This window comes from Amycolatopsis sp. NPDC003865, assembly GCF_053605345.1.
The window spans coordinates 248,853-266,684 of sequence record NZ_JBSGJA010000013.1 but is presented as its reverse complement, the minus strand read 5'-3'; the positions used below and the strand labels follow the sequence as shown (position 1 = coordinate 266,684).

Here is a 17,832-nt window from a genome sequence, read left to right as displayed (position 1 = left end):
AGTCTCCCCTCGGCGTGCCCGGATCGTACGCCGGTGATCACGCCGCCGGGAGCGCTCCGACGTATTCGGCACCCGCGTCCGCGACCAGCTCGGTGAGCGACTGCGCGCGGCGGATCGGGGTGAACTCCACGTCGCCGCGCTCGGTGACCGTGAAGCCGTGCACGGCCGGGCGCGGCAAGGTGTTGTAGGCGTAGTGCGCGCCGAAGTAGTAGGCGCCGGTGTCGTGCGCGACGACCAGGTCGCCGGGCTCGAGGAGCGGCAGCGGCCGTTCCTTCGCCAGGAGGTCGCCCGCGAAGCACAGCGGACCGGCGATGTCCTGCGGCACCTCGGGGCCGGCCTTCGGGCGGCCGTGGGCGTCGAGTGCGGTGAGCCGCAGCGGCCAGTGCTCGGGCTGGAGGACCGTGCGGGCGGCGACCTGCGCGCCCGCGTGCGTGACCGCGATGGGCCGGCCGCCGGCGACCTTCGTGTACTCGACGGTGCTGACGAGGAAGCCGTTCTTCGCCAGCAGGGACCGGCCGAACTCGGTGACGAAGGTGTAGTGCCCGTCGGCGAGGGCCGGAACCTTCGCCAAGAGCGTCGTGACGTAGTCGGCGTACGTCGGGCCCGGGTCCTCGGAAGCGAAGTTCACCGGCAGGCCGCCACCGAGGTCGAGGCTGGTGACCTGCCGGTACCCGGCCCGCGCGTTGATCTCCCCGGCGAGGGCGTGGACCGCGGCGACGCCGTCGGCCATCAGCTCCGGCGGGCAGCCCTGCGAGCCGACGTGGACGTGCAGCCGGGTCAGCCACGGCCGCCGCGCGAACGCTTCGAGGATGGCGTTCCGGTTGTCCCGCAAGGGAATGCCGAACTTCGACGTCGAGGTCGCGGTGCTGGTGTCGCCGATCCGGCCGGCGCCGACCTGGGGGTTGATCCGCAGGCCGAGCACCGAGCGCGGGTGGTCCACCAGGTCGTCGAGCCGGGCCAGCTCCTGGAAGTTGTCGGCGTTGATCGCGGTGCCCTCGGCCAGGGCGTGCGCGAGTTCGGCGCGCGTCTTGGCGGGGGAGTCGAGGACGAGCCGGGCGCCGCGCAGGCCGGCGGCCTCGGCGACCGCCGTCTCACCGGGGCTCGCGACCTCGGCGTCGACCCCGAGGCCGGCGAGGTAACGCAGGACGGGCGCGAGGCCGCACGCCTTCGCGGCGACGGTGTGCTGGACGCGCCCGAGCGGCGCGAACGCCTTGGTCAGGTCCTCGACGGCTTCGCGGATCCCGGCGAGGTCGACGAAGCCGGCCATGGGGTCGAGGAGGTGCCGGTCCGCGGCGGCGGCGAGGGCGTGGAGCTTGCGATCGGTGCGGTTCACGTCGTCCAGTCTTGGAGCGGCACCCGGGAGGGGTCCAAGACTTCGTCCCTCCTGATCCATAGGCCAGGCCTATAGTGGCTGGGTGGACCTGCGTCGTTGGCACTACTTCGCCGTGCTCGCCGAGGAGATGCACTTCACGCGCGCGGCGGCGCGGCTGTTCGTCTCACAACCGTCGCTGAGCCAGCAGATCCGGGCGTTCGAGGCGGAGCTGGGGGTGGCGCTGCTGGACCGTTCGGGGCCGCGGTTCGCGCTGACGGAGGCGGGCCGGGTGGCGGCGGCCGAGGCGCGGGAACTGCTTTCGCGCCTGGACCGGGCCCGCGGCGTGATCGCGGCGGCCGGGCGTGGCGACGCCGGGCGGCTCCGGATCGCCTACACGCGGTCGGCGCCGGGCCCGCTGGCCGGTGACCTGGTGGCGGCCTATCGCGCGGCGTTCCCGGACGTGGAGCTGGCACTGGAGACGGGGTGGACGAGCCTGAACCTGGCGCGCCTGTCCGTGGGCGAGATCGACGTGGGGTTCGTCCGGCCGCCGGTGGACTTCCCGGGCGTGGAGGTGGCGGTGGTGGGGTCGGAGGAGGTGCTGATCGCGGTGCCGTCGGGGCACCCGCTGGCCCGCCGCCGCGGCCGGCTGCGGCGGGCGTGGATCGCGGCGGAGCCGGTGGTGTTCTGGCCGCGGTCGAACGGGCCGGGCCAGTACGACGCGATCAGTGCCCAGGTGTGGCCGGACGGGGTACCGCCGATCGTGCGCGAGGAGCCGGAGGACGAGCAGCTGGTGCGCGCGGTCGCGGAGGGCGCGGGGATCGCGGCGGTCCCGGAACACCGGGCGCGGGCGTTGAAGCGGCGTGGAGTGGCGCTGCGGCGGCTGGAGGACCCGGTGCCGGTGATCGACCTGGGCCTGGCTTGGCGGGCCGGAGCGGTGCCGCCGGTGGTGCGCGGGTTCGTGGACCTCGCTCGCCGGTCGTGAGCGCAACCGGGGATCCGGCCCGGTTTCCCGCTCACGACCGGTGGGGTCGGTCGCAGGCTTTCCGGACCGCGTCCGCCACCTCGCCGAGGTGGGCCGCCGCGCTGTGGCCGGAGACCAGGCGGTCCGTCAGGTACGCGAACGCCAGCCGCCGATCCGGGTCCGCCCACGCGATGCAGCAGTTGCTCCCGTTGTGCCCGAACGTTTCGCGGGTGCTCAGCGTCCCCATCGGACGGCCCACCCCGCCGAGCTGGAAGCCGTGTGCCCAGCGGATGCGCGTGCCGATCGTGCGGTCGACCACCGCCTCACCCGAGGGACGGCGGGCCTCGGCCGCCGCCGGTCCCGCGAACCCGTCCAGCAACGCCTGGTAGAACCGGGCGAGGTCGCGGGCCGTCGTGGAGATGCCCGCCGCCGGGATCACCGCCCGGCGGACCGCGCGGCGGTTCACCATCCTGGCCGTCACCGGGCCGCCGAGACCCCGGCCGCGCACCGGTACGTGCCGGGACCACAGCGGCGACGGCAGCCCGAGGAACGTGTCGGCGAGTCCCAGCGGTTCCAGGACCTCGGCCGCGAGGAGCGCGTCCACCGGCGTGCCGGTCACCCGCCGGACCAGCTCGCCGAGGATGTGCCCGAACACGATCGGCTGGTACGCCGCCACCGAGCCGGGCTCCCAGCGCAGCGGCGCGCGCTCGATCGCCCGGACCGCGCGCGGCCAGTCGGTCATGGTGAGCGCGTCGCGCGCGAACCCGCGGGCGGTCGCGAAACCCGAGCGGTGCTGCAGCACCTGGCGGATCGTCACCGCGCCCTTGCCGCCGCCCGCGAACTCGGGCCAGTAGCGGGCCACCGGCGCGTCCAGGTCCACCGAGGACCGCGCCGCCAGCGAGTGCACCAGCAGCGCGACGAACGGCTTGCTCGCCGAGAAGATCCAGTACAGCGCGTCCGGCGGGCCGATGTCGAGCAGGACCCGGCCGTCCCGCAGGACGCACAGGCTCGCCCGGGCCCCGCGGGCACGCACCAGATCGGCGACCTCGATCACCCGGGCGAGGGTACCCGCGCGGCGTATGCTCGCGGACGGACAGGAGGGGAACTTCCCATGGCAGGCCACGAAATCACCGACCGCATCGCCGACCTGATCGACGAGGAGCACCGGCTGCGCAAGGGCGCCCTCCACCACGGCGGGCTCACCCCGGCCGAGCGGCTCCGGCTCAAAGACCTCGAACACCAGCTGGACGCGGCGGTCGACCTGCTGCACCGCCGCCAGGCCCTCTCGGTCTTCGACGACGACTGACGGGCTAGCCGTGGCGCAGGATGGCGCCGAAGCCCTCCCAGAGCTCCACGCGCTCGTCCAGCACCACCACGTCCGCGCCGGTCGCCACCGCCGCGAACGGGAGCGCCTCGTCCGCCCGGCGCTGCTGCGGCTCGGGGACGCCCAAGGCCTGCAGCCCGGCCTTGCCCACGGCCACCTGCGCCGGGTCCGGGCCGCCGAACACCGCGGTGTCGCCCGGTGACCCGATCAGCAGCGTCTCGACGTTCGCCTCGGCCAGCGCGCTCGTCACCGCTTCCAGGCCGCTGACCGCCAGCCCGTCTTCGCGGCCCGAGCCGGCGCGGAACTTCTCGGCCAGCTCGTCCAGCTCGGCGAGGTGGCGGCCGGCCAGCAGCTCGTGCACGCGCCGGTCCAGCTCCGCCCGCGACGAGCCTTCGGCGCGGCTGCCGCCCTCGACCTCGTGCGCGATCCGGCCGACGTGCTCCGGCAGCATTTCGCGCAGAGCCGTGCGAGCCTGCTTCTCCCCGGCGAGGACGACGAGCCGCGCGCCGGACCGCTCCACCGCCTTCGTCACCTGCTCGGCGACGGTCGCCAGGTTCCGCCGGGCTGTCTCCTCGGCCGCGTTCTGCAGGGTGTGGTGGGCGGGGCCGCCGCCGCGGACCTTGTGCACGGGGTGGTTCTCACCCTCGACCGTCGCGGTGCGCGCCCGGCCGGCGGCGTGCTCGGTGATCTCGGCGCCGATCCGGTCGGCCACCACCAGGACGTACGCCGGCGTTTCTTCGGTGTGGGTGGCCAGCGGCAGCAGGTACGGCAGTGCCGAGAACCGCACCACCTGCGCCGGCGGCGGGGCGGCCAGCCGCCGGTCGAGCAGCACCTCGCCGTGCGCGGCCACGATGCTCCGGCCGGCCTTGCCGACCGGCGGTTCGCTGTCGCGCACCGCCCGCAGGACGGCTTCGACCGTCGCCGGGTCGGCCCGCTGGTCGCTCAGGCCCGCTTCGATCTCCTTGAGCCGCAGCCCGAGGAGCTTGGCGGCGTCCTCGGTGTCGTGGGAGAAGTCGAAGTGCACGGACGCGAACGGCCCGTCCGCGGCGGTCAGGCCGCGCAGCGCTGTTGTGTCCACAGCAGACTCCTTTCGGGAGTTCGTCGGCAGGGTCAGCCGTCGCCGAGCGCCGACCGCACCGCCGCCACCACGTCCGGGTGGCCGAGCGGCAGCGGCGGGGGCACGCGGTCCTCCGGGCTTTCGGTCGTCGAGGCGACCAGCCGCACCTCGGTGCCCGCTTCGCGCAGCTTCGCCACGACGTCGTCGCGCTCGGCGAGCCAGTTTTCGTTGGCCTTCGCGGCGTCACCGGAGGGCAGGAACGCGTCCGAGGCCGGGTCGACCAGCAGCAGGTGCGCGGCGCCGCCCGGGTGGCGTTCGACGAGCTGGAGGGCTTCGGCCGCGAACGGGCCGCTCGCGACGACGGCGATTTCGGGATCACCGGGGCCGCGGTCGCCCACGACGTCGTCGGCCTCGGTCAGGGCGCCGCCGGCGGGGACCCGGCACCAGAAGATCCCGCGCCGGTCGGCGAGCGGACGCCAGGTCGCCGGCAGCTCGCCGTGCCGCGCGGCACCGGCCGGGTCGAGCACGACGATCTTCGCCCCGGAGAGGTCGCCCGCGGTCACGACCGACGGGCCTTCGGAACGCGCGGGTTCGGCGGTCATGGCAATCCTTTCAACGGCGGGGTAGTTCGGGGGAGTCGGAGTCGAGCGGCACCGCGCCGGACCGGACGAGTCCCAATTGGACGGTCTGACGGCCGGTCAGCCGCTCCAGGGCCCAGCTGGCCGCCGTGCGCACGCGGTTCCCCGGCATCGCCATGAGGTGGTACCCGCGCGTGACCGCCTTCGCCGGGAGCCCGGACAGCGGGATGTGCAACGGGTTCGCCGCGGCGGCGCCGGCGCCCAGGTCGACGACGAAGCCGAGGTCGTGGTGCCGGTAGGTGCCGGGACGGCCGTAGCCCAGCGACGCCGCGACGTTGCGCCCGGCGAGCTTGCCCTGCCGCTCGGCGTGCTGCGCGGTCATCGCGGTGTACTGGCCGGGGCGGGTGAGGTCGGGCACGGCGGCCGCGTCACCGCAGGCGAACACGTCGTCGCGGCCGGGCACGGCGAGCTGCGCGTCGACCACGAGCCTGCCCTTCGCCATCTCGAGCCCGAGGCCGGCGACCAGCGGGTCCGGCCGCACCCCGACGCACCAGACGAGGGTGCGGGTCGGCACCGGCGAACCGTCGGTCAGCGTGACCCCCTCGGCGTCGGCGTGGTCGAGGGAGGTCTTCATCAGCACCTCGACCCCGCGCGAACGCAGCACCCTGTCGGCGGTGGCGGCGAGGCGGGGGTCGAGCTCCGGCAGCACCCGCTCGGCGACGTCGAGCAGCAGCCAGCGGATCTTCTGCCCGGCCAGCTCGGGGTGGCGCCGGGCGAGCGCTTCGGTGAACGCGGGGCCCTGGGCGGCCACCTCGGTGCCGGTGTAGCCGGCGCCGACGACCACGAACGTGCAGCGCGCCTCGCGTTCGGCGGGGTCCTCGGCCGCCGCGGCGAGCTCGATCTGCCGCGTGACGTGGTCGCGCAGGTAGAGCGCCTCGGGCACGCCGCGGAACCCGTGCGCGCATTCCGGGACGCCGGGGATCGGCAGCAGCTTGTTGACGCTGCCCGCGGCCAGCACCACCCGGTCGTAGCGGATCCGGTGCTCCCGGTCCTCCGGGTCGGTGTAGCAGACCTCGCGGGCGTCGAGATCGAGCCCGGTCGCCTTGCCGAGCACGAGCCGGACGCCCGCCAGCGTGTCGGGGATCGACACCGTCACCCGCCGCGGGTCGAGGATCCCGGCCGCCACTTCGGGCAGCAACGGCAGGTAGAGGAAGTAGTCCGTGGGGTTCAGGACGACGACTTCGACGTCCTCGCCCGCGGTCTTCCGCAGGCTCTTGGCCGCGTGGTAGCCGGCGAACCCGCCGCCGACGATCACGACACGCATGGGTCTCCTTCCGGGCCGGATGTCCGTCGTCGCCGGTTACCCGAGGCCGGAGCGCGGAAACCCGCGGGGTTGACCTCAGGGCGCAGGGGCGTACGGTCAGGGGTGTTGGCTGTTGTTCAGACTCACGTGCTCCGGTCAGCGCCCCTGCACACCGCGATAGGGAGCGCCATGTACTGTTTTCGCACGATCGACGAACCGTCGGGGTTGACCTTCACCAGCACCGTACGACCGGGAGAAGTCCGGGTCGTCACGCTGGTGGGTGATATCGACGCCGCCACTGTCGGAACCCTCGACGAAGCTCTCGCCACCGGCGAGCGGCTGGTCGTCGACCTCACCCGCGTCGCCTTCCTCAGCTGCGCCGGCGTCCGGTCGCTGCTCGAGGCGAACACCCGCGCCGAACTCGCCGTCGTCGTCGGCGGCCACTCGGTTACCCGCGCGCTGGAAGCCACCGGCGCGGACCTGCTGCTGGAGATCCACCCCCGGGTCGGCGCGGCGGTTGCCGAGCTGACCCCCGTGCCCGGCCGGGAGGCGTGACCGCCCGGCGGTCACGCCTCCCGCCGTCCACTGTGGACGATCAAGCGGAGGTCAGTCGTCCGGCCAGTCGCCCGTGGCCTTCTGGTAGCCCACGGCACCCGCCCGCTCGGTGGCGGCCTTGACGGCGGCGAAGATCGCGCCCTGCACCGCCGCCGCGATGATCACCTGCTGCCAGGTGTAGTCGCGGTCGGTGGCGTCGGGCGCGTCTTCTTCGCCCGCCACGCGTTTCCAGACCTGCTTGAAAGCCTGGCCGGCGAGGACACCGCCGAGGGCGCCGACGACCCAGCTCAACGGCTTGTACAGGACTTTGTTCACGAGTCGCCCCTCCGTCGCAGGATCAGCCGGATCAGGATGACCAGGCCCAGCACGCCGGCGAAGACCGGCACCGGGTTGCTCCGGACGGCGTCGGCGCCTTGGCGGAACTTGGCCGCCGTCGGCTCGTTTGTCACGTCGGCGACCTTCGCGGTCGCCTGGTCCAGCTTGCCGTCGACGCTTTCCTTGACGCGCGTCTTCACGTCGAGCTTCTGCCCGAGCGCTTCGAGGGTCTCCGTCAGCTCTTCCCGGGTGGTGTCCCGGTCGAGCCGCGCCTCTTCCGCGTTCTTCGGGAAGTCCCCGCTCATGTGTGCACTCCCTGCTTCACCGTGTCCACGTCTTCGCGGACCCCGCTGATGGCTTCTTCCGGCACGGGTGGCACGCCCTGCGTGACTTCCTTCTTGCCGACCAGCGCCGCGACGCCGGCCACCACGAACAGCACGACGGCGACGATCACCGCGGCCAGCCAGCCCGGCACGACGAGCGCCAGCGCCAGCACGGCGGCCGCGACCAGCGTGCCCGCGCCGAACAGCGCGAACAGGCCCGCGGCGCCGAACAACCCGGCGCCCACGCCCATCTTCTTGCCCTTGCGCTGCAGTTCGAAGACCGCGAGCCGCATCTCGTCCCGGACGAGCCGCTTGACCTCGTCGGTCAGGTCCGTCACCAGCTCGCCGACCGAGCGGTCGGCGGCCGGCTTCTTGTTCGCTTCTTCGATCACCGAACACCTCCTTGCCTGGCCGCCGTGTACCCGGGTCGGCACCGGGTCAACCACGCCGGGTTTGACCGGTGGCGCGCCGGGTAGCCGATTCGGTGTCACCACCGATGAGGAGGAGTGCATGAGCACGATCACCGAAATCGTGGACGTGGAGGTCCCCGTTTCGACCGCGTACAACCAGTGGACGCAGTTCGAGGAGTTCCCGCAGTTCATGGAGGGCGTCGAAGAGATCCGCCAGGTGGACGCCACCCACACCCACTGGGTGACGAGGTTCGGTGGCGTGACGCGGGAATTCGACGCGACCATCACCGAACAGCACCCCGACGAGCGGGTCGCCTGGACGTCCGACTCCGGTCCGGACCACGCCGGCGTGATCACGTTCCACCGGCTCGACGACTCGCACACCCGGGTCACCGCCCAGATGGACATCGACCCGGAGGGCTTCGCCGAGAACGTGGCGGACAAGCTCGGCGTCCTCGACCGCCGGGTGAAGGGCGACATGAACCGCTTCAAGGACTTCATCGAACGCCGTGGCCGCGAAACCGGCGCGTGGCGCGGTGATGTCGACCGCCCGGGCACGTAGCTGACACGATCGGGTGACACGGCGGGGCGGGTGCCGCCCCGCCGTGTTTCGCGTCCGGAACCCCCGGGTAGGCCGCAGGCATGACGACCACCGAAGTTCCGGCCGTGGACCTGGGCAACGGCGTGCGGATCCCGCAGTTCGGGTTCGGCGTGTTCCAGATCCCGCCGGAAGACACCGCCCAGGCCGTGCGAACCGCACTGGAAGCGGGGTACCGCCACATCGACACGGCGCAGATGTACCGCAACGAAGAGGGTGTCGGCGCCGGCGTCGCGGACTCCGGGCTCGCGCGCGAAGACGTGTTCGTCACGACGAAGCTGGCGAACGACGCGCACGGGCACGACAACGCGATCACCGCCCTGGAAGGCAGCCTGCGGCGGCTGGGCTTCGACTACGTCGACCTCTACCTGATCCACTGGCCGTTGCCGCACAAGGACAACTACGTCCGCACGTGGCAGGGGTTCGAAGACATCCTGCGGGCGGGCAAGGCCCGCGCCATCGGCGTTTCGAACTTCCAGCCCGCGCACCTCGACCGGCTCGCCACCGAGACCGGGACCGTGCCGGCGGTCAACCAGATCGAGCTGCACCCGGCGCTGCAGCAGGCCGAACTGCGCGCCTACCACCGGGAGCACGGCATCGCCACCGAGGCGTGGAGCCCGCTGGCGCGGGCCGAAGTCCTCGAAGACCCCGTCCTGAAGGAGCTGGCCGAAAAGCACGGCCGGACGGCCGCGCAGGTGGTGCTGCGCTGGCACCTGCAGCTGGGGAACATCGTCTTCCCGAAGTCGTCGTCGCCGGAGCGGATCCGGCAGAACATCGACGTCTTCGGCTTCGAGCTCGACGACGAGGACATGGCGGCGATCGGCGAGCTCGACGACGGCCACCGCACCGGGCCGGACCCCGAAACCTTCACGGGGTGACCGCGGCGTTTCCCTCCGCGACCGCCCGGGTATTCCCCTGCAGAGGTCCCCACCAGGAGAAGGAGCGTCCCGGCATGACCACGAACGCGTACCTGTCGTTCCTCGCGATCGGCGTGGCGCTGGTCCTGATCGACGGGCAGATCATCTACCGCAGCGGCCGCCGCTACCTGGAGAACTCCTACGGCGACCCGGAGGCCGGCGCTTCGATGACCCGCCTGGTCACCGTCCTGTTCCACCTGGCGACGCTGGGTGTGCTGGCCCTGGTCTCCACGATCGACATGGGCGGCAGCGACCTGCCCGGCGTCGTCGGGCGGCTCGGCGTGCTGCTGCTGATCCTCGCGCTGGCCCACGCGATCACCCTCGCGGCGCTCGCCCGCATCCGCGGCGAGCAGGAGGTGGAGGCGGTCGTCCAGCGCGGCCCCCGTCCGTCGCCGCAGCAGCGGATCGAACCCGAGCAGCAGGCCACCGTGACCCCGGTTCCGGGCCAGGACGGCCGCTACCCGACGGCCAGCCCGTCGCTGGAGAACCGGTCCCCGTACACGGCCCAGTAGCCGCTCGGGTCAGCGGTCGGCCGGGAGGTCGATCTCCGTGTGCCGGGTGGCGAGCGTCCGGGCCAGGTCGGCCAGCTTGACGTTCAGGTCCTGGGACGCCCGGCGCAGCACGTCGAACGCTTCGTCGGCGGTGATGCCGCGGCGCTGCATCAGGATGCCCTTCGCCTGGCCGATCACGTCCCGGCTCTCCACCGCGCGGCGCAGCTGTTCGCGCTGCAGCTCGGCCGCCACGACGGCTTCGGTGTGCGCCAGCGCCAGCGACGCGTGCGTCGCCAGCAGGAGCGCCGAGTCGATCGAGCGGGCGTCGAACGCGTCCGGCCGGCTCGAGTAGATGTTGAGCGCCCCCGAGCGGCGCGGCGGGCGGGCGTCCGGCAGCAGCGCCGTCGCCAGCACCGAGTGGTAGCCGAAGCCGGCCGCGGCCGGGCCGAACGACGGCCAGCGCGAATCGTTCGCGAGGTCCTGGGACCAGCCGATGGCGGGACCGTCGGGGCGGGCCGACTCGACGCAGGGCCCTTCACCGTGGTCGTACTGCACCTGGTCCAGCCGCACCGCGACCGGGTCGGTCTCGACCGGCGTGTGGTACGTGCCGTCCGGCTCCCGGAGGGTCACGCTGACCAGGTCGGCGGCGGGCACCAGCGCGCTCGCGGCGCCGACGACGAGCCGCAGCACGCCCCCGACGGTCGGGGTCTCGTTCAGCAGCGTGCGCGTGAGCTCGGTGAACTGCTGCGTCAGCGGGCCGGGCGCGAGTTCGCGGTCCGCTCCGAAGCGCGCCCGGTCGCGCGCCCATTCGTCTTCACCGATGCTCATGCGCCCATTCAACCCGATGCCGTCGAACCCGCGGCCCGGCGGAGCGCGTCGCGCGCGCCCGGTCGACGAAACCCGGCCCCGGCCAGAGCTGGTCCGCCTGAGGTACCCGGTCGGACAGGTCGGGGTGCGGCACCGTCGCGGCGGCGTGCCGGACGGCGAGGACCTCCTTGCCCAGCTCGGCCCGCCGTTCGGGCGAGCAGGTGAGCCGGACCTGGCGCACCGCCGCCGGGCCCTCGTCGTGGACGTGCCGCCGGACGGCGCGGATCAGGCCGCCCAGCAGCCGCTCGAACCGGGTCTCCTGCGGCCCCGCGCCCTCCAGCTGCCGCATCAGACCGTCCGCCTCGGCGAGCGCGCCGTCACCGTCGAGAAAGGACTCTTCCGCGACGGTGTGGCGGACCAGCTCGGCGATGAGGTGGTCGGCGAGGTCCTTGCGGTTCTCCGGGCTGCCCTGGCCGAGCTCGAGCTCGGTGCACAGCCGGTCCAGCTCCCGGTGGTCGCCGGCGAGGACGGTGGTCAGGTCGGTTGCGGGCTGGCTGCCGTTCATGCGCGCTCCTGGTCCGGACTCGGGGGGTCGCGGGCGGGATACCCGCTGCTCGCGCGGCGAATCCCGTGTCAGCCCGGCACCCGCCGGGTATCCGGCGGGAGAACCGGTCCCAAGGGAGGATGACCATGGCAGCGCCGTCGTCGGTGACCGAGCGCGAGCGCAAGTACGAGATCGTCGCGGGCAGCGGAGTGCCGCGGCTCGTCGGCGTCGCCGGCGTCACCACGCAGGACGACCCGGTCGAGCAGATCCTCGACGCGTCCTACTACGACACCGGGTCGTTCCGGCTGGCCCGCAACGGCATCACACTGCGGCGCCGCGTCGGCGGGCACGACGCGGGCTGGCACCTCAAGCTGCCGGTCTCCGCCGACGAGCGGCAGGAGATCCAGCTCCCGCTGGGCGGCGACCCGAACAAGGTGCCCGGCCGGCTGCGCCGCCTCGTGCGCGCGTTCACGCTGGGGGAGAAGCTGAAGCCGATCGCGCACCTGCGCACCGACCGCTTCGCCCACCGCCTGGCCGACGGCACCGGCCGCACGGTCGCCACGCTCACCGACGACCACGTCACCGGCGAGGCCGGCGGCGAGAGCGCCCGCCTCGACGAGTGGCGCGAGCTGGAACTCGAGCTCGACCCCGCGACGGATCCCGGCAGGCTCGACGACTTCGACCGGGCGCTGACCGAAGCCGGCGCCTCGGCGTCACCGTGGCCGTCGAAGCTGCGGCGCCTGATCGGGGACCGCGTCCCGGCTCCACCGCGCGGCCGCAGGAAGCCGACGGCGGGCGACGTCGTGCTGGCCTCGCTGCGCGACCACTACGCCCGCCTGCGCCGCGCGGACGTCGGTGTCCGGCTGGACGTCGAGGACTCCGTGCACCAGCTGCGCGTCGCGACCCGGAAGCTGCGCAGCGCGCTGAAGACCTTCGGGTCCATTGTGGACAAGGACGCGACCGCGCCGCTCGCGGCCGAGCTGAAGTGGCTGGGGCAGCAGCTCGCCCCGGCGAGGGACACCGAAGTCACCGAGCAGCGGTTGCGCGAACGGCTCGACGACGTGCCGCCGGAGCTGGTGTTCGGCCCGCTGCGCCAGTACCTCACCCGCTACTTCGCCCGGGAGGCCGAGCAGGGCCGGACGCGGGCGATGGCGGCGCTCACCGGCAAGCGGTACCTGAACCTGCTGCGCGCGCTGGACACCGTGGTCGAAGAACCGCCGCTGACCCGCCGGGCGCGCAAGCCCGCGAAGGCCGCGCTGCACAAGCCGGTCCGCAAGGCCGCTCGGAAGCTGCGTCGCGCCGAAGCGGCGGTGAGCGGCAAGGACGGCCACGAGCTGGAAACGGCGCTGCACGAGGTCCGCAAGAAGGCGAAGCGAGCTCGCTACGCCGCCGACACGGTCAAGCCGGTCTACGGCAAGAAGCTGCGGGCCTGGCGCAAGAACGTGAAAGCCGTCCAAAGCACGCTGGGCGAGCACCAGGACACCGTGGTCGGCCGGGACGTCCTGCACCACCTGACCATCGCCGGGCACGGCGAAGGGCAGAACACCTTCACGTTCGGGCTGCTCCACGCGCGCGACGCCGCGGCGGCCGATCAGCTGCGCGAGCGGTTCGCTGGGGAGTGGCGGCGGCTCCGCAAGGGTTCCCGCCCCGGCTGGCTCTGAGCAGCACGGAACAGTCTTGAACGAGTCATTCAGGACCGGAGAGGTCCTGAATGACTCATTCAAGACAAGGTGGTGGAGGGGCGGGATCGGGCGAGGGTCAGCCTTCGCCGGTGAGCTTCCCGCGGAGCTGCTCCAGCGTCTGCGACAGCAGCCGGGAGACGTGCATCTGGGAGATGCCGACGCGGTCGGCGATCTGCGTCTGCGTGAGCCCGCCGAAGAACCGCATCACCAGGATCGCGCGCTCCCGCTTGGGCAGTTCCTGCAGCAGCGGCTGGAGGGCCTCGTGGTTTTCGACCATGGCCATCTCGTGGTCGGGTTCCCCCATGGTGTCCGCCAGCGACAGCGCCTCGGCGTCGTCGTGCACCGGCTTGTCGACCGACAGGGCCTGGTAGGCGTTGCCGGCCACCAGCCCTTCGCGGACCTCTTCGACGTCCAGGTTCAGGTGCTCGGCCAGCTCGGTCGGCGTCGGGGCGCGGCCGAGGCGCTGCGAGAGCACCGCAGAGCCCTGACTCAGGGACAGGTGCAGTTCCTTGAGCCGGCGGGGGACCCGCACCGACCAGCCGGTGTCCCGGAAGTGGCGCCGCACCTCGCCCATGATCGTCGGGACGGCGAAGGACAGGAAGTCGTGGCCCCGCGTGGGGTCGAACCGGTCGACGGCGTTGATCAGGCCGATCCGGGCGACCTGGACCAGGTCCTCCCGGGGCTCACCGCGGCCGGAGAAGCGGGTCGCGATGTGCTCGGCCAGCGGCAGCAGCTCGGTCACCAGCTCGCTCCGGACCGCGTCGCGCCGCGGGTCGTCCGCGTCCAGCTTCCCCAGTTCCTCGAACAGCGGTTCGCAGTGGGCGTACTCGTCCGGGCGGTGGAGGAGGGTTTTCCGCTCGTTGCTCACGCGCTCGTTCCCGGGTTGAGCACCAGCTCGATCGTGACGATGCCCGCGCCTCCACCGGGTAGGACGTCGCAGTGCGCGGTCACCGAACGGCTCAGCGTGGTGAGCACGTGCCAGCCGAACGTGCGGTCGCTGGGCGGCCGCGGGTCCGCCGACCGGGTGGAGACGACGACGTGCAGGCCCTCGGCCTTCTGCACGAACCGGCAGTGCAGCTGGGTGCCGAGCTCGGCCAACTGGACCAGCTGCGCGCACGCCTCGTCGACGGCCATCTTCGCGTCGGCGATGGCGTCCAGCCCGAAGTCCGCGCGGGACACGACGCCGTGCGTGAGCATCCGGACCAGCGGGATCTGCTCGGCCATGGCGGGCAGGCGCAGCTCCACCGGCTCCTCGAGCAGCTCGTCCAACGTCGGCTTGGCGCCGTGCGAGCCGCCGCTTCGTGTTTCTTCCATGCGGGAGGTACTACCCATCTGGGGGAATGCTGACACTTGCTGATCAGGGGTTTCCGGGGTCGTCACCGGCCCAGCGCCCGTTCGAGTTCCTTCTTGGTCATCGTCGAGCGGCCGTTGATGTTCCGCTTCTTCGCTTCGTTGTAGAGCTGGTCCTTGGTCGGGCCGCCCGGGCCCTTGCGGTTGCCGGAGCGCTCGCCGCCGCGCTGCTGCGGCGACTTGTCCTTGACCGACGTCCTGCTGGCCTGCCGGGACTCGCCCGACTGCGCGCGGTTCTTGTTCACGGTCCTGGCCGCGATCTCCTTGGCCCGCTTCGTGCTCGCCCCGCGGTCCTCGGCCGAGTCCTTGACGTGCTCATACTGCCGTTCGCGCTTGGCGCTCCACGACTGAGGCATGATGCACTCCCTTCTACTCCCGGGCGGGGTACCCGGTTGATCACCCGGTAAACCCCGGCGACGGCCGGTTACCGGCGCCGCCGGGCGGGTACGCGGGGAGCCGACCCGAGAGGAGGCGCCGATGAAGATCGGCTACACGCTGATGACCGAGCAGGCCGGGCCGAACGACCTGGTCCGCTTCGCCGCCGGTGCGGAACAGGCCGGCTTCGACTTCGAGGTCATGAGCGACCACTACTCGCCGTGGCTGGACGAGCAGGGACACGCACCCTACGCCTGGAGCGTGCTGGGCGCGGTCACCCAGAGCACCGAACGCGTCGAGCTGATGACCTATGTGACCTGCCCGATCATGCGGTACCACCCGGCCGTCGTGGCGCAGAAGGCGGCGACGGTCCAGGCGCTCTCGGGCGGGCGGTTCACCCTGGGGCTCGGCGCGGGGGAGAACCTCAACGAGCACGTCGTGGGCCGCGGCTGGCCGCCGGCGAACGTGCGGCACGACATGCTGGCCGAAGCCCTGCAGATCATCGGCGGCCTCTTCGACGGCGGCTACTTCGACTACGAAGGCAAGCACTTCCGCGTCGACTCCGCGAAGCTTTGGGACCTGCCGGAGAAGCGGACACCGATCGGTGTCGCGGTGTCCGGTGCGCAGTCGGTCCGGCGGTTCGCCCCGGTCGCCGACGCGATGATCGCCGTCGAGCCGAAGGCCGAGCTGTCGAGCGAGTGGGACGCGACGAAGCCCGGGCCGCCCAGCCGCAAGATCGGGCAGATGCCGGTGTCGTGGGGCACGGACCGCGATGCGGCCGTGAAGCGGGCCCACGAGCAGTTCCGCTGGTTCGCCGGCGGCTGGAAGGTCAACGCCGAACTGCCGGGCCCGGCCGGGTTCGCCGGGGCCACGCAGTTCGTCCGCGAGGACGACGTCGCCGGCTCGATCCCGTGCGGCCCGGACGTCGAGCCGATCGTCGAGGGCCTGCGCGAGTTCGAGAAGGCCGGTTTCACCGACGTCGCCCTGGTCCAGATCGGCGGCGACCAGCAGGACGGCTTCCTCGACTTCGCCGAAAAGGAGCTGCTCCCGGCCCTGCGGGAGTAGTTCCACCCGTTCGGGGGAACGCGAGGCGTGGCCATCAGGAGTAGTACGCGGGTTACGGGGCAGTCCGGCGACAGGAGTTGCGGATGACCGAGGTGAGGCCGGCACCGACCCTCCGGGCGGTGCCACTGGCGGTGGCGCGACGGGGACCGAAGGGCGGGACCCTGCTCGCCCTGTTCCGCACGACCGACCCGAAGACGATCGGCCTGCTGTACCTGACGACGTCGTTCGCCTTCTTCATGGCGGGCGGCGCGATGGCGCTGCTGATGCGGGGCGAGCTGGCCCGGCCGGGGCTGCAGTTCCTCTCGCCGGAGCAGTACAACCAGCTCTTCACCATGCACGGCACGATCATGCTGCTGCTCTACGCCACGCCGAACCTGTTCGGGTTCGCCAACTACATCCTGCCGCTGCAGATCGGCGCGCCGGACGTCGCGTTCCCCCGGCTCAACGCGTTCGCCTACTGGCTCTACCTGTTCGGCGGGCTGATCGTGATCAGCTCGTTCCTCACCCCGGGCGGCGCGCCCGACTTCGGCTGGACGGCCTACACGCCCCTGTCCAACGCGATCCACTCCCCGGGCGTCGGCGGCGACCTGTGGATCATGGGCCTGATCGTGTCCGGGCTCGGCACCATCCTCGGCGGGGTCAACATGGTCACCACGATCGTGACGTTGCGCGCGCCCGGGATGACCATGTGGCGGATGCCGATCTTCACCTGGAACATCCTGTTCACGGCCGTGCTGATCCTGCTGGCGTTCCCGATCCTCACGGCCGCGCTGTTCGGCCTGGAGGCGGATCGCCGGCTCGGGGCGCACGTGTTCGACCCCGAGAACGGCGGGGCGATCATGTTCCAGCACCTGTTCTGGTTCTTCGGCCACCCCGAGGTCTACATCGTGGCGCTGCCGTACTTCGGGATCGTCACCGAGATCGTGCCGGTGTTCAGCCGGAAACCGCTCTACGGCTACCGGCTGATGGTGTTCGCGACGGTCGGGATCACCGGGCTGTCGGCGGTCGTGTGGGCGCACCACATGTTCGCCACCGGCGCGGTGCTGCTGCCGTTCTTCTCGATCATGACGTTCTTCATCGCGGTGCCGACCGGGATCAAGTTCTTCAACTGGATCGGCACGATGTGGAAGGGGCACCTGACCTTCGAGACGCCGATGCTGTGGTCGGCCGGCTTCATGGTGACGTTCCTGTTCGGCGGCCTCACCGGCGTGATCCTGGCGTCGCCGCCGCTGGACTTCCACGTCACCGACTCCTACTTCGTGGTCGCCCACTTCCACTACGTCCTGTTCGGCACGATCGTGTTCGCGACCTTCGCCGGGATCTACTTCTGGTTCCCGAAGATGACCGGCCGGATGCTCGACGAGGGCCTCGGCAAGTGGCACTTCTGGACGACGTTCATCGGGTTCCACACGACGTTCCTGATCCAGCACTGGCTGGGCGACGAGGGCATGCCGCGCCGGTACGCGGACTACCTGACCTCCGACGGCTTCACGACGCTGAACACGATTTCGACGATCGGCGCGTTCCTGCTGGGCGCGTCCACGCTGCCGTTCATCTGGAACGTCGTGAAGAGCTACCGCTACGGCGTGCAGGTCGTGGTCGACGACCCGTGGGGCTTCGGGAACAGCCTCGAATGGGCGACGACGTGCCCGCCGCCGCGGCACAACTTCGTGGACCTGCCGCGGATCCGTTCGGAACGGCCCGCCTTCGAGCTGCACCACCCGGAGGCGGTGGAGCGGATGAAGGAGGAGCGCCACATCCGGTCGAAGCGCGCCCGGGCGCGGGCGCTGGACGTGGACCCGTCCGGGACCCGGGAAGGGCACTCAGGCGCGGCGGGCTCGTCCCGCTGAGCCCCGAGCCGGGGC

The 17,832-nt window shown here is 72.2% G+C and carries 22 protein-coding genes; 9 read left to right on the top strand and 13 right to left on the bottom strand.

All coding sequences use genetic code 11. The features are described from left to right. Positions 1-37: 37 nt before the first annotated feature. A complete protein-coding gene (locus tag ACWEVP_RS29485) occupies positions 38-1,333 on the bottom strand; it encodes a diaminopimelate decarboxylase (RefSeq protein ID WP_452065826.1) in 1,296 nt (431 codons plus the stop codon). Between the two features lie 82 nt (positions 1,334-1,415). Between ACWEVP_RS29485 and ACWEVP_RS29480 the strand changes: the two genes are divergently transcribed. Continuing rightward, the gene (locus ACWEVP_RS29480; RefSeq protein WP_452065825.1) at positions 1,416-2,294 is read left to right on the top strand and encodes a LysR family transcriptional regulator; all 879 of its coding nucleotides are present in this window, start codon (positions 1,416-1,418) and stop codon (positions 2,292-2,294) included. Positions 2,295-2,325: 31 nt separating this feature from the next. On the opposite strand, the gene ACWEVP_RS29475 is transcribed toward ACWEVP_RS29480, so the two are convergent. Beyond that, positions 2,326-3,327 (bottom strand): serine hydrolase domain-containing protein, encoded by a 1,002-nt coding sequence (locus tag ACWEVP_RS29475; protein ID WP_452065824.1) that lies wholly within the window; start codon positions 3,325-3,327, stop codon positions 2,326-2,328. Positions 3,328-3,384: 57 nt separating this feature from the next. On the opposite strand from ACWEVP_RS29475, the gene ACWEVP_RS29470 reads away from it, so the two are divergent. Then, positions 3,385-3,579 (top strand): DUF2630 family protein, encoded by a 195-nt coding sequence (locus ACWEVP_RS29470; protein WP_364465673.1) that lies wholly within the window; start codon positions 3,385-3,387, stop codon positions 3,577-3,579. Positions 3,580-3,583: 4 nt separating this feature from the next. Here the strand turns inward: ACWEVP_RS29470 and ACWEVP_RS29465 are convergent, their stop codons facing one another. The 3 genes from ACWEVP_RS29465 to ACWEVP_RS29455 are packed head-to-tail and all read right to left on the bottom strand — an operon-like array spanning position 3,584 to position 6,556. Beyond that, positions 3,584-4,675 carry an Rv2629 family ribosome hibernation factor gene (locus ACWEVP_RS29465; protein WP_452065823.1) on the bottom strand — a complete coding sequence of 364 codons (1,092 nt, stop codon included), beginning with the start codon at positions 4,673-4,675 and terminating at the stop codon, positions 3,584-3,586. A 32-nt stretch (positions 4,676-4,707) separates the two neighbouring features. Beyond that, a complete protein-coding gene (locus tag ACWEVP_RS29460) occupies positions 4,708-5,256 on the bottom strand; it encodes a hypothetical protein (RefSeq protein ID WP_452065822.1) in 549 nt (182 codons plus the stop codon). A gap of 10 nt (positions 5,257-5,266) precedes the next feature. Beyond that, complete coding sequence (locus ACWEVP_RS29455; RefSeq protein ID WP_452065821.1) at positions 5,267-6,556, bottom strand: NAD(P)/FAD-dependent oxidoreductase; 1,290 nt, start codon at positions 6,554-6,556, stop codon at positions 5,267-5,269. A 168-nt stretch (positions 6,557-6,724) separates the two neighbouring features. Between ACWEVP_RS29455 and ACWEVP_RS29450 the strand changes: the two genes are divergently transcribed. After that, complete coding sequence (locus tag ACWEVP_RS29450; protein WP_452065820.1) at positions 6,725-7,090, top strand: STAS domain-containing protein; 366 nt, start codon at positions 6,725-6,727, stop codon at positions 7,088-7,090. Between the two features lie 51 nt (positions 7,091-7,141). Here the strand turns inward: ACWEVP_RS29450 and ACWEVP_RS29445 are convergent, their stop codons facing one another. The 3 genes from ACWEVP_RS29445 to ACWEVP_RS29435 are packed head-to-tail and all read right to left on the bottom strand — an operon-like array spanning position 7,142 to position 8,120. Next, a complete protein-coding gene (locus tag ACWEVP_RS29445; RefSeq protein ID WP_452065819.1) occupies positions 7,142-7,405 on the bottom strand; it encodes a DUF4235 domain-containing protein in 264 nt (87 codons plus the stop codon). Next, the gene (locus tag ACWEVP_RS29440) at positions 7,402-7,710 is read right to left on the bottom strand and encodes a DUF3618 domain-containing protein (protein WP_452065818.1); all 309 of its coding nucleotides are present in this window, start codon (positions 7,708-7,710) and stop codon (positions 7,402-7,404) included. Before ACWEVP_RS29440 ends, ACWEVP_RS29445 begins: the two co-directional genes overlap by 4 nt. After that, the gene (locus ACWEVP_RS29435) at positions 7,707-8,120 is read right to left on the bottom strand and encodes a phage holin family protein (protein ID WP_452065817.1); all 414 of its coding nucleotides are present in this window, start codon (positions 8,118-8,120) and stop codon (positions 7,707-7,709) included. The genes ACWEVP_RS29440 and ACWEVP_RS29435 overlap by 4 nt, the downstream gene beginning before the upstream one ends. 118 nt (positions 8,121-8,238) lie before the next feature. Between ACWEVP_RS29435 and ACWEVP_RS29430 the strand changes: the two genes are divergently transcribed. The 3 genes from ACWEVP_RS29430 to ACWEVP_RS29420 all read left to right on the top strand — a co-directional run bounded on the left by ACWEVP_RS29430 (position 8,239) and on the right by ACWEVP_RS29420 (position 10,165). Further along, the gene (locus ACWEVP_RS29430; RefSeq protein ID WP_452065816.1) at positions 8,239-8,700 is read left to right on the top strand and encodes an SRPBCC family protein; all 462 of its coding nucleotides are present in this window, start codon (positions 8,239-8,241) and stop codon (positions 8,698-8,700) included. Between the two features lie 80 nt (positions 8,701-8,780). Beyond that, complete coding sequence (locus ACWEVP_RS29425) at positions 8,781-9,614, top strand: aldo/keto reductase (protein ID WP_452065815.1); 834 nt, start codon at positions 8,781-8,783, stop codon at positions 9,612-9,614. A 74-nt stretch (positions 9,615-9,688) separates the two neighbouring features. After that, a complete protein-coding gene (locus ACWEVP_RS29420; RefSeq protein WP_452065814.1) occupies positions 9,689-10,165 on the top strand; it encodes a hypothetical protein in 477 nt (158 codons plus the stop codon). A 9-nt stretch (positions 10,166-10,174) separates the two neighbouring features. On the opposite strand, the gene ACWEVP_RS29415 is transcribed toward ACWEVP_RS29420, so the two are convergent. Further along, complete coding sequence (locus tag ACWEVP_RS29415; RefSeq protein ID WP_452065813.1) at positions 10,175-10,972, bottom strand: ANTAR domain-containing protein; 798 nt, start codon at positions 10,970-10,972, stop codon at positions 10,175-10,177. After that, entirely contained in the window at positions 10,959-11,516 is a 558-nt protein-coding gene (locus tag ACWEVP_RS29410; RefSeq protein ID WP_452065812.1) for a hemerythrin domain-containing protein, read from the bottom strand. Before ACWEVP_RS29410 ends, ACWEVP_RS29415 begins: the two co-directional genes overlap by 14 nt. Before the next feature lie 125 nt (positions 11,517-11,641). Here ACWEVP_RS29410 and ACWEVP_RS29405 point away from each other — a divergent pair, with 125 nt between their 5' ends. Beyond that, positions 11,642-13,156, top strand: coding sequence for a CYTH and CHAD domain-containing protein (locus ACWEVP_RS29405; RefSeq protein ID WP_452065811.1), 1,515 nt, complete (start codon positions 11,642-11,644; stop codon positions 13,154-13,156). Positions 13,157-13,253: 97 nt separating this feature from the next. Here ACWEVP_RS29405 and ACWEVP_RS29400 read toward each other — a convergent pair whose 3' ends face one another. The 3 genes from ACWEVP_RS29400 to ACWEVP_RS29390 form a co-directional block, all read right to left on the bottom strand. After that, on the bottom strand, positions 13,254-14,045 hold the full coding sequence (locus tag ACWEVP_RS29400; RefSeq protein WP_452065810.1) for a SigB/SigF/SigG family RNA polymerase sigma factor: 792 nt from the start codon (positions 14,043-14,045) through the stop codon (positions 13,254-13,256). After that, positions 14,042-14,491 (bottom strand): ATP-binding protein, encoded by a 450-nt coding sequence (locus tag ACWEVP_RS29395; RefSeq protein WP_452065809.1) that lies wholly within the window; start codon positions 14,489-14,491, stop codon positions 14,042-14,044. Before ACWEVP_RS29395 ends, ACWEVP_RS29400 begins: the two co-directional genes overlap by 4 nt. Positions 14,492-14,553: 62 nt before the next feature. Then, a complete protein-coding gene (locus ACWEVP_RS29390; RefSeq protein ID WP_452065808.1) occupies positions 14,554-14,883 on the bottom strand; it encodes a plasmid stabilization protein in 330 nt (109 codons plus the stop codon). Between the two features lie 121 nt (positions 14,884-15,004). Between ACWEVP_RS29390 and ACWEVP_RS29385 the strand changes: the two genes are divergently transcribed. Both ACWEVP_RS29385 and ctaD read left to right on the top strand, forming a co-directional pair. Further along, positions 15,005-15,967, top strand: coding sequence for an LLM class F420-dependent oxidoreductase (locus tag ACWEVP_RS29385; protein WP_452065807.1), 963 nt, complete (start codon positions 15,005-15,007; stop codon positions 15,965-15,967). Positions 15,968-16,050: 83 nt separating this feature from the next. Then, a complete protein-coding gene (gene ctaD / locus ACWEVP_RS29380; protein ID WP_452065806.1) occupies positions 16,051-17,817 on the top strand; it encodes an aa3-type cytochrome oxidase subunit I in 1,767 nt (588 codons plus the stop codon). The last annotated feature ends 15 nt before the right edge of the window (positions 17,818-17,832 follow it).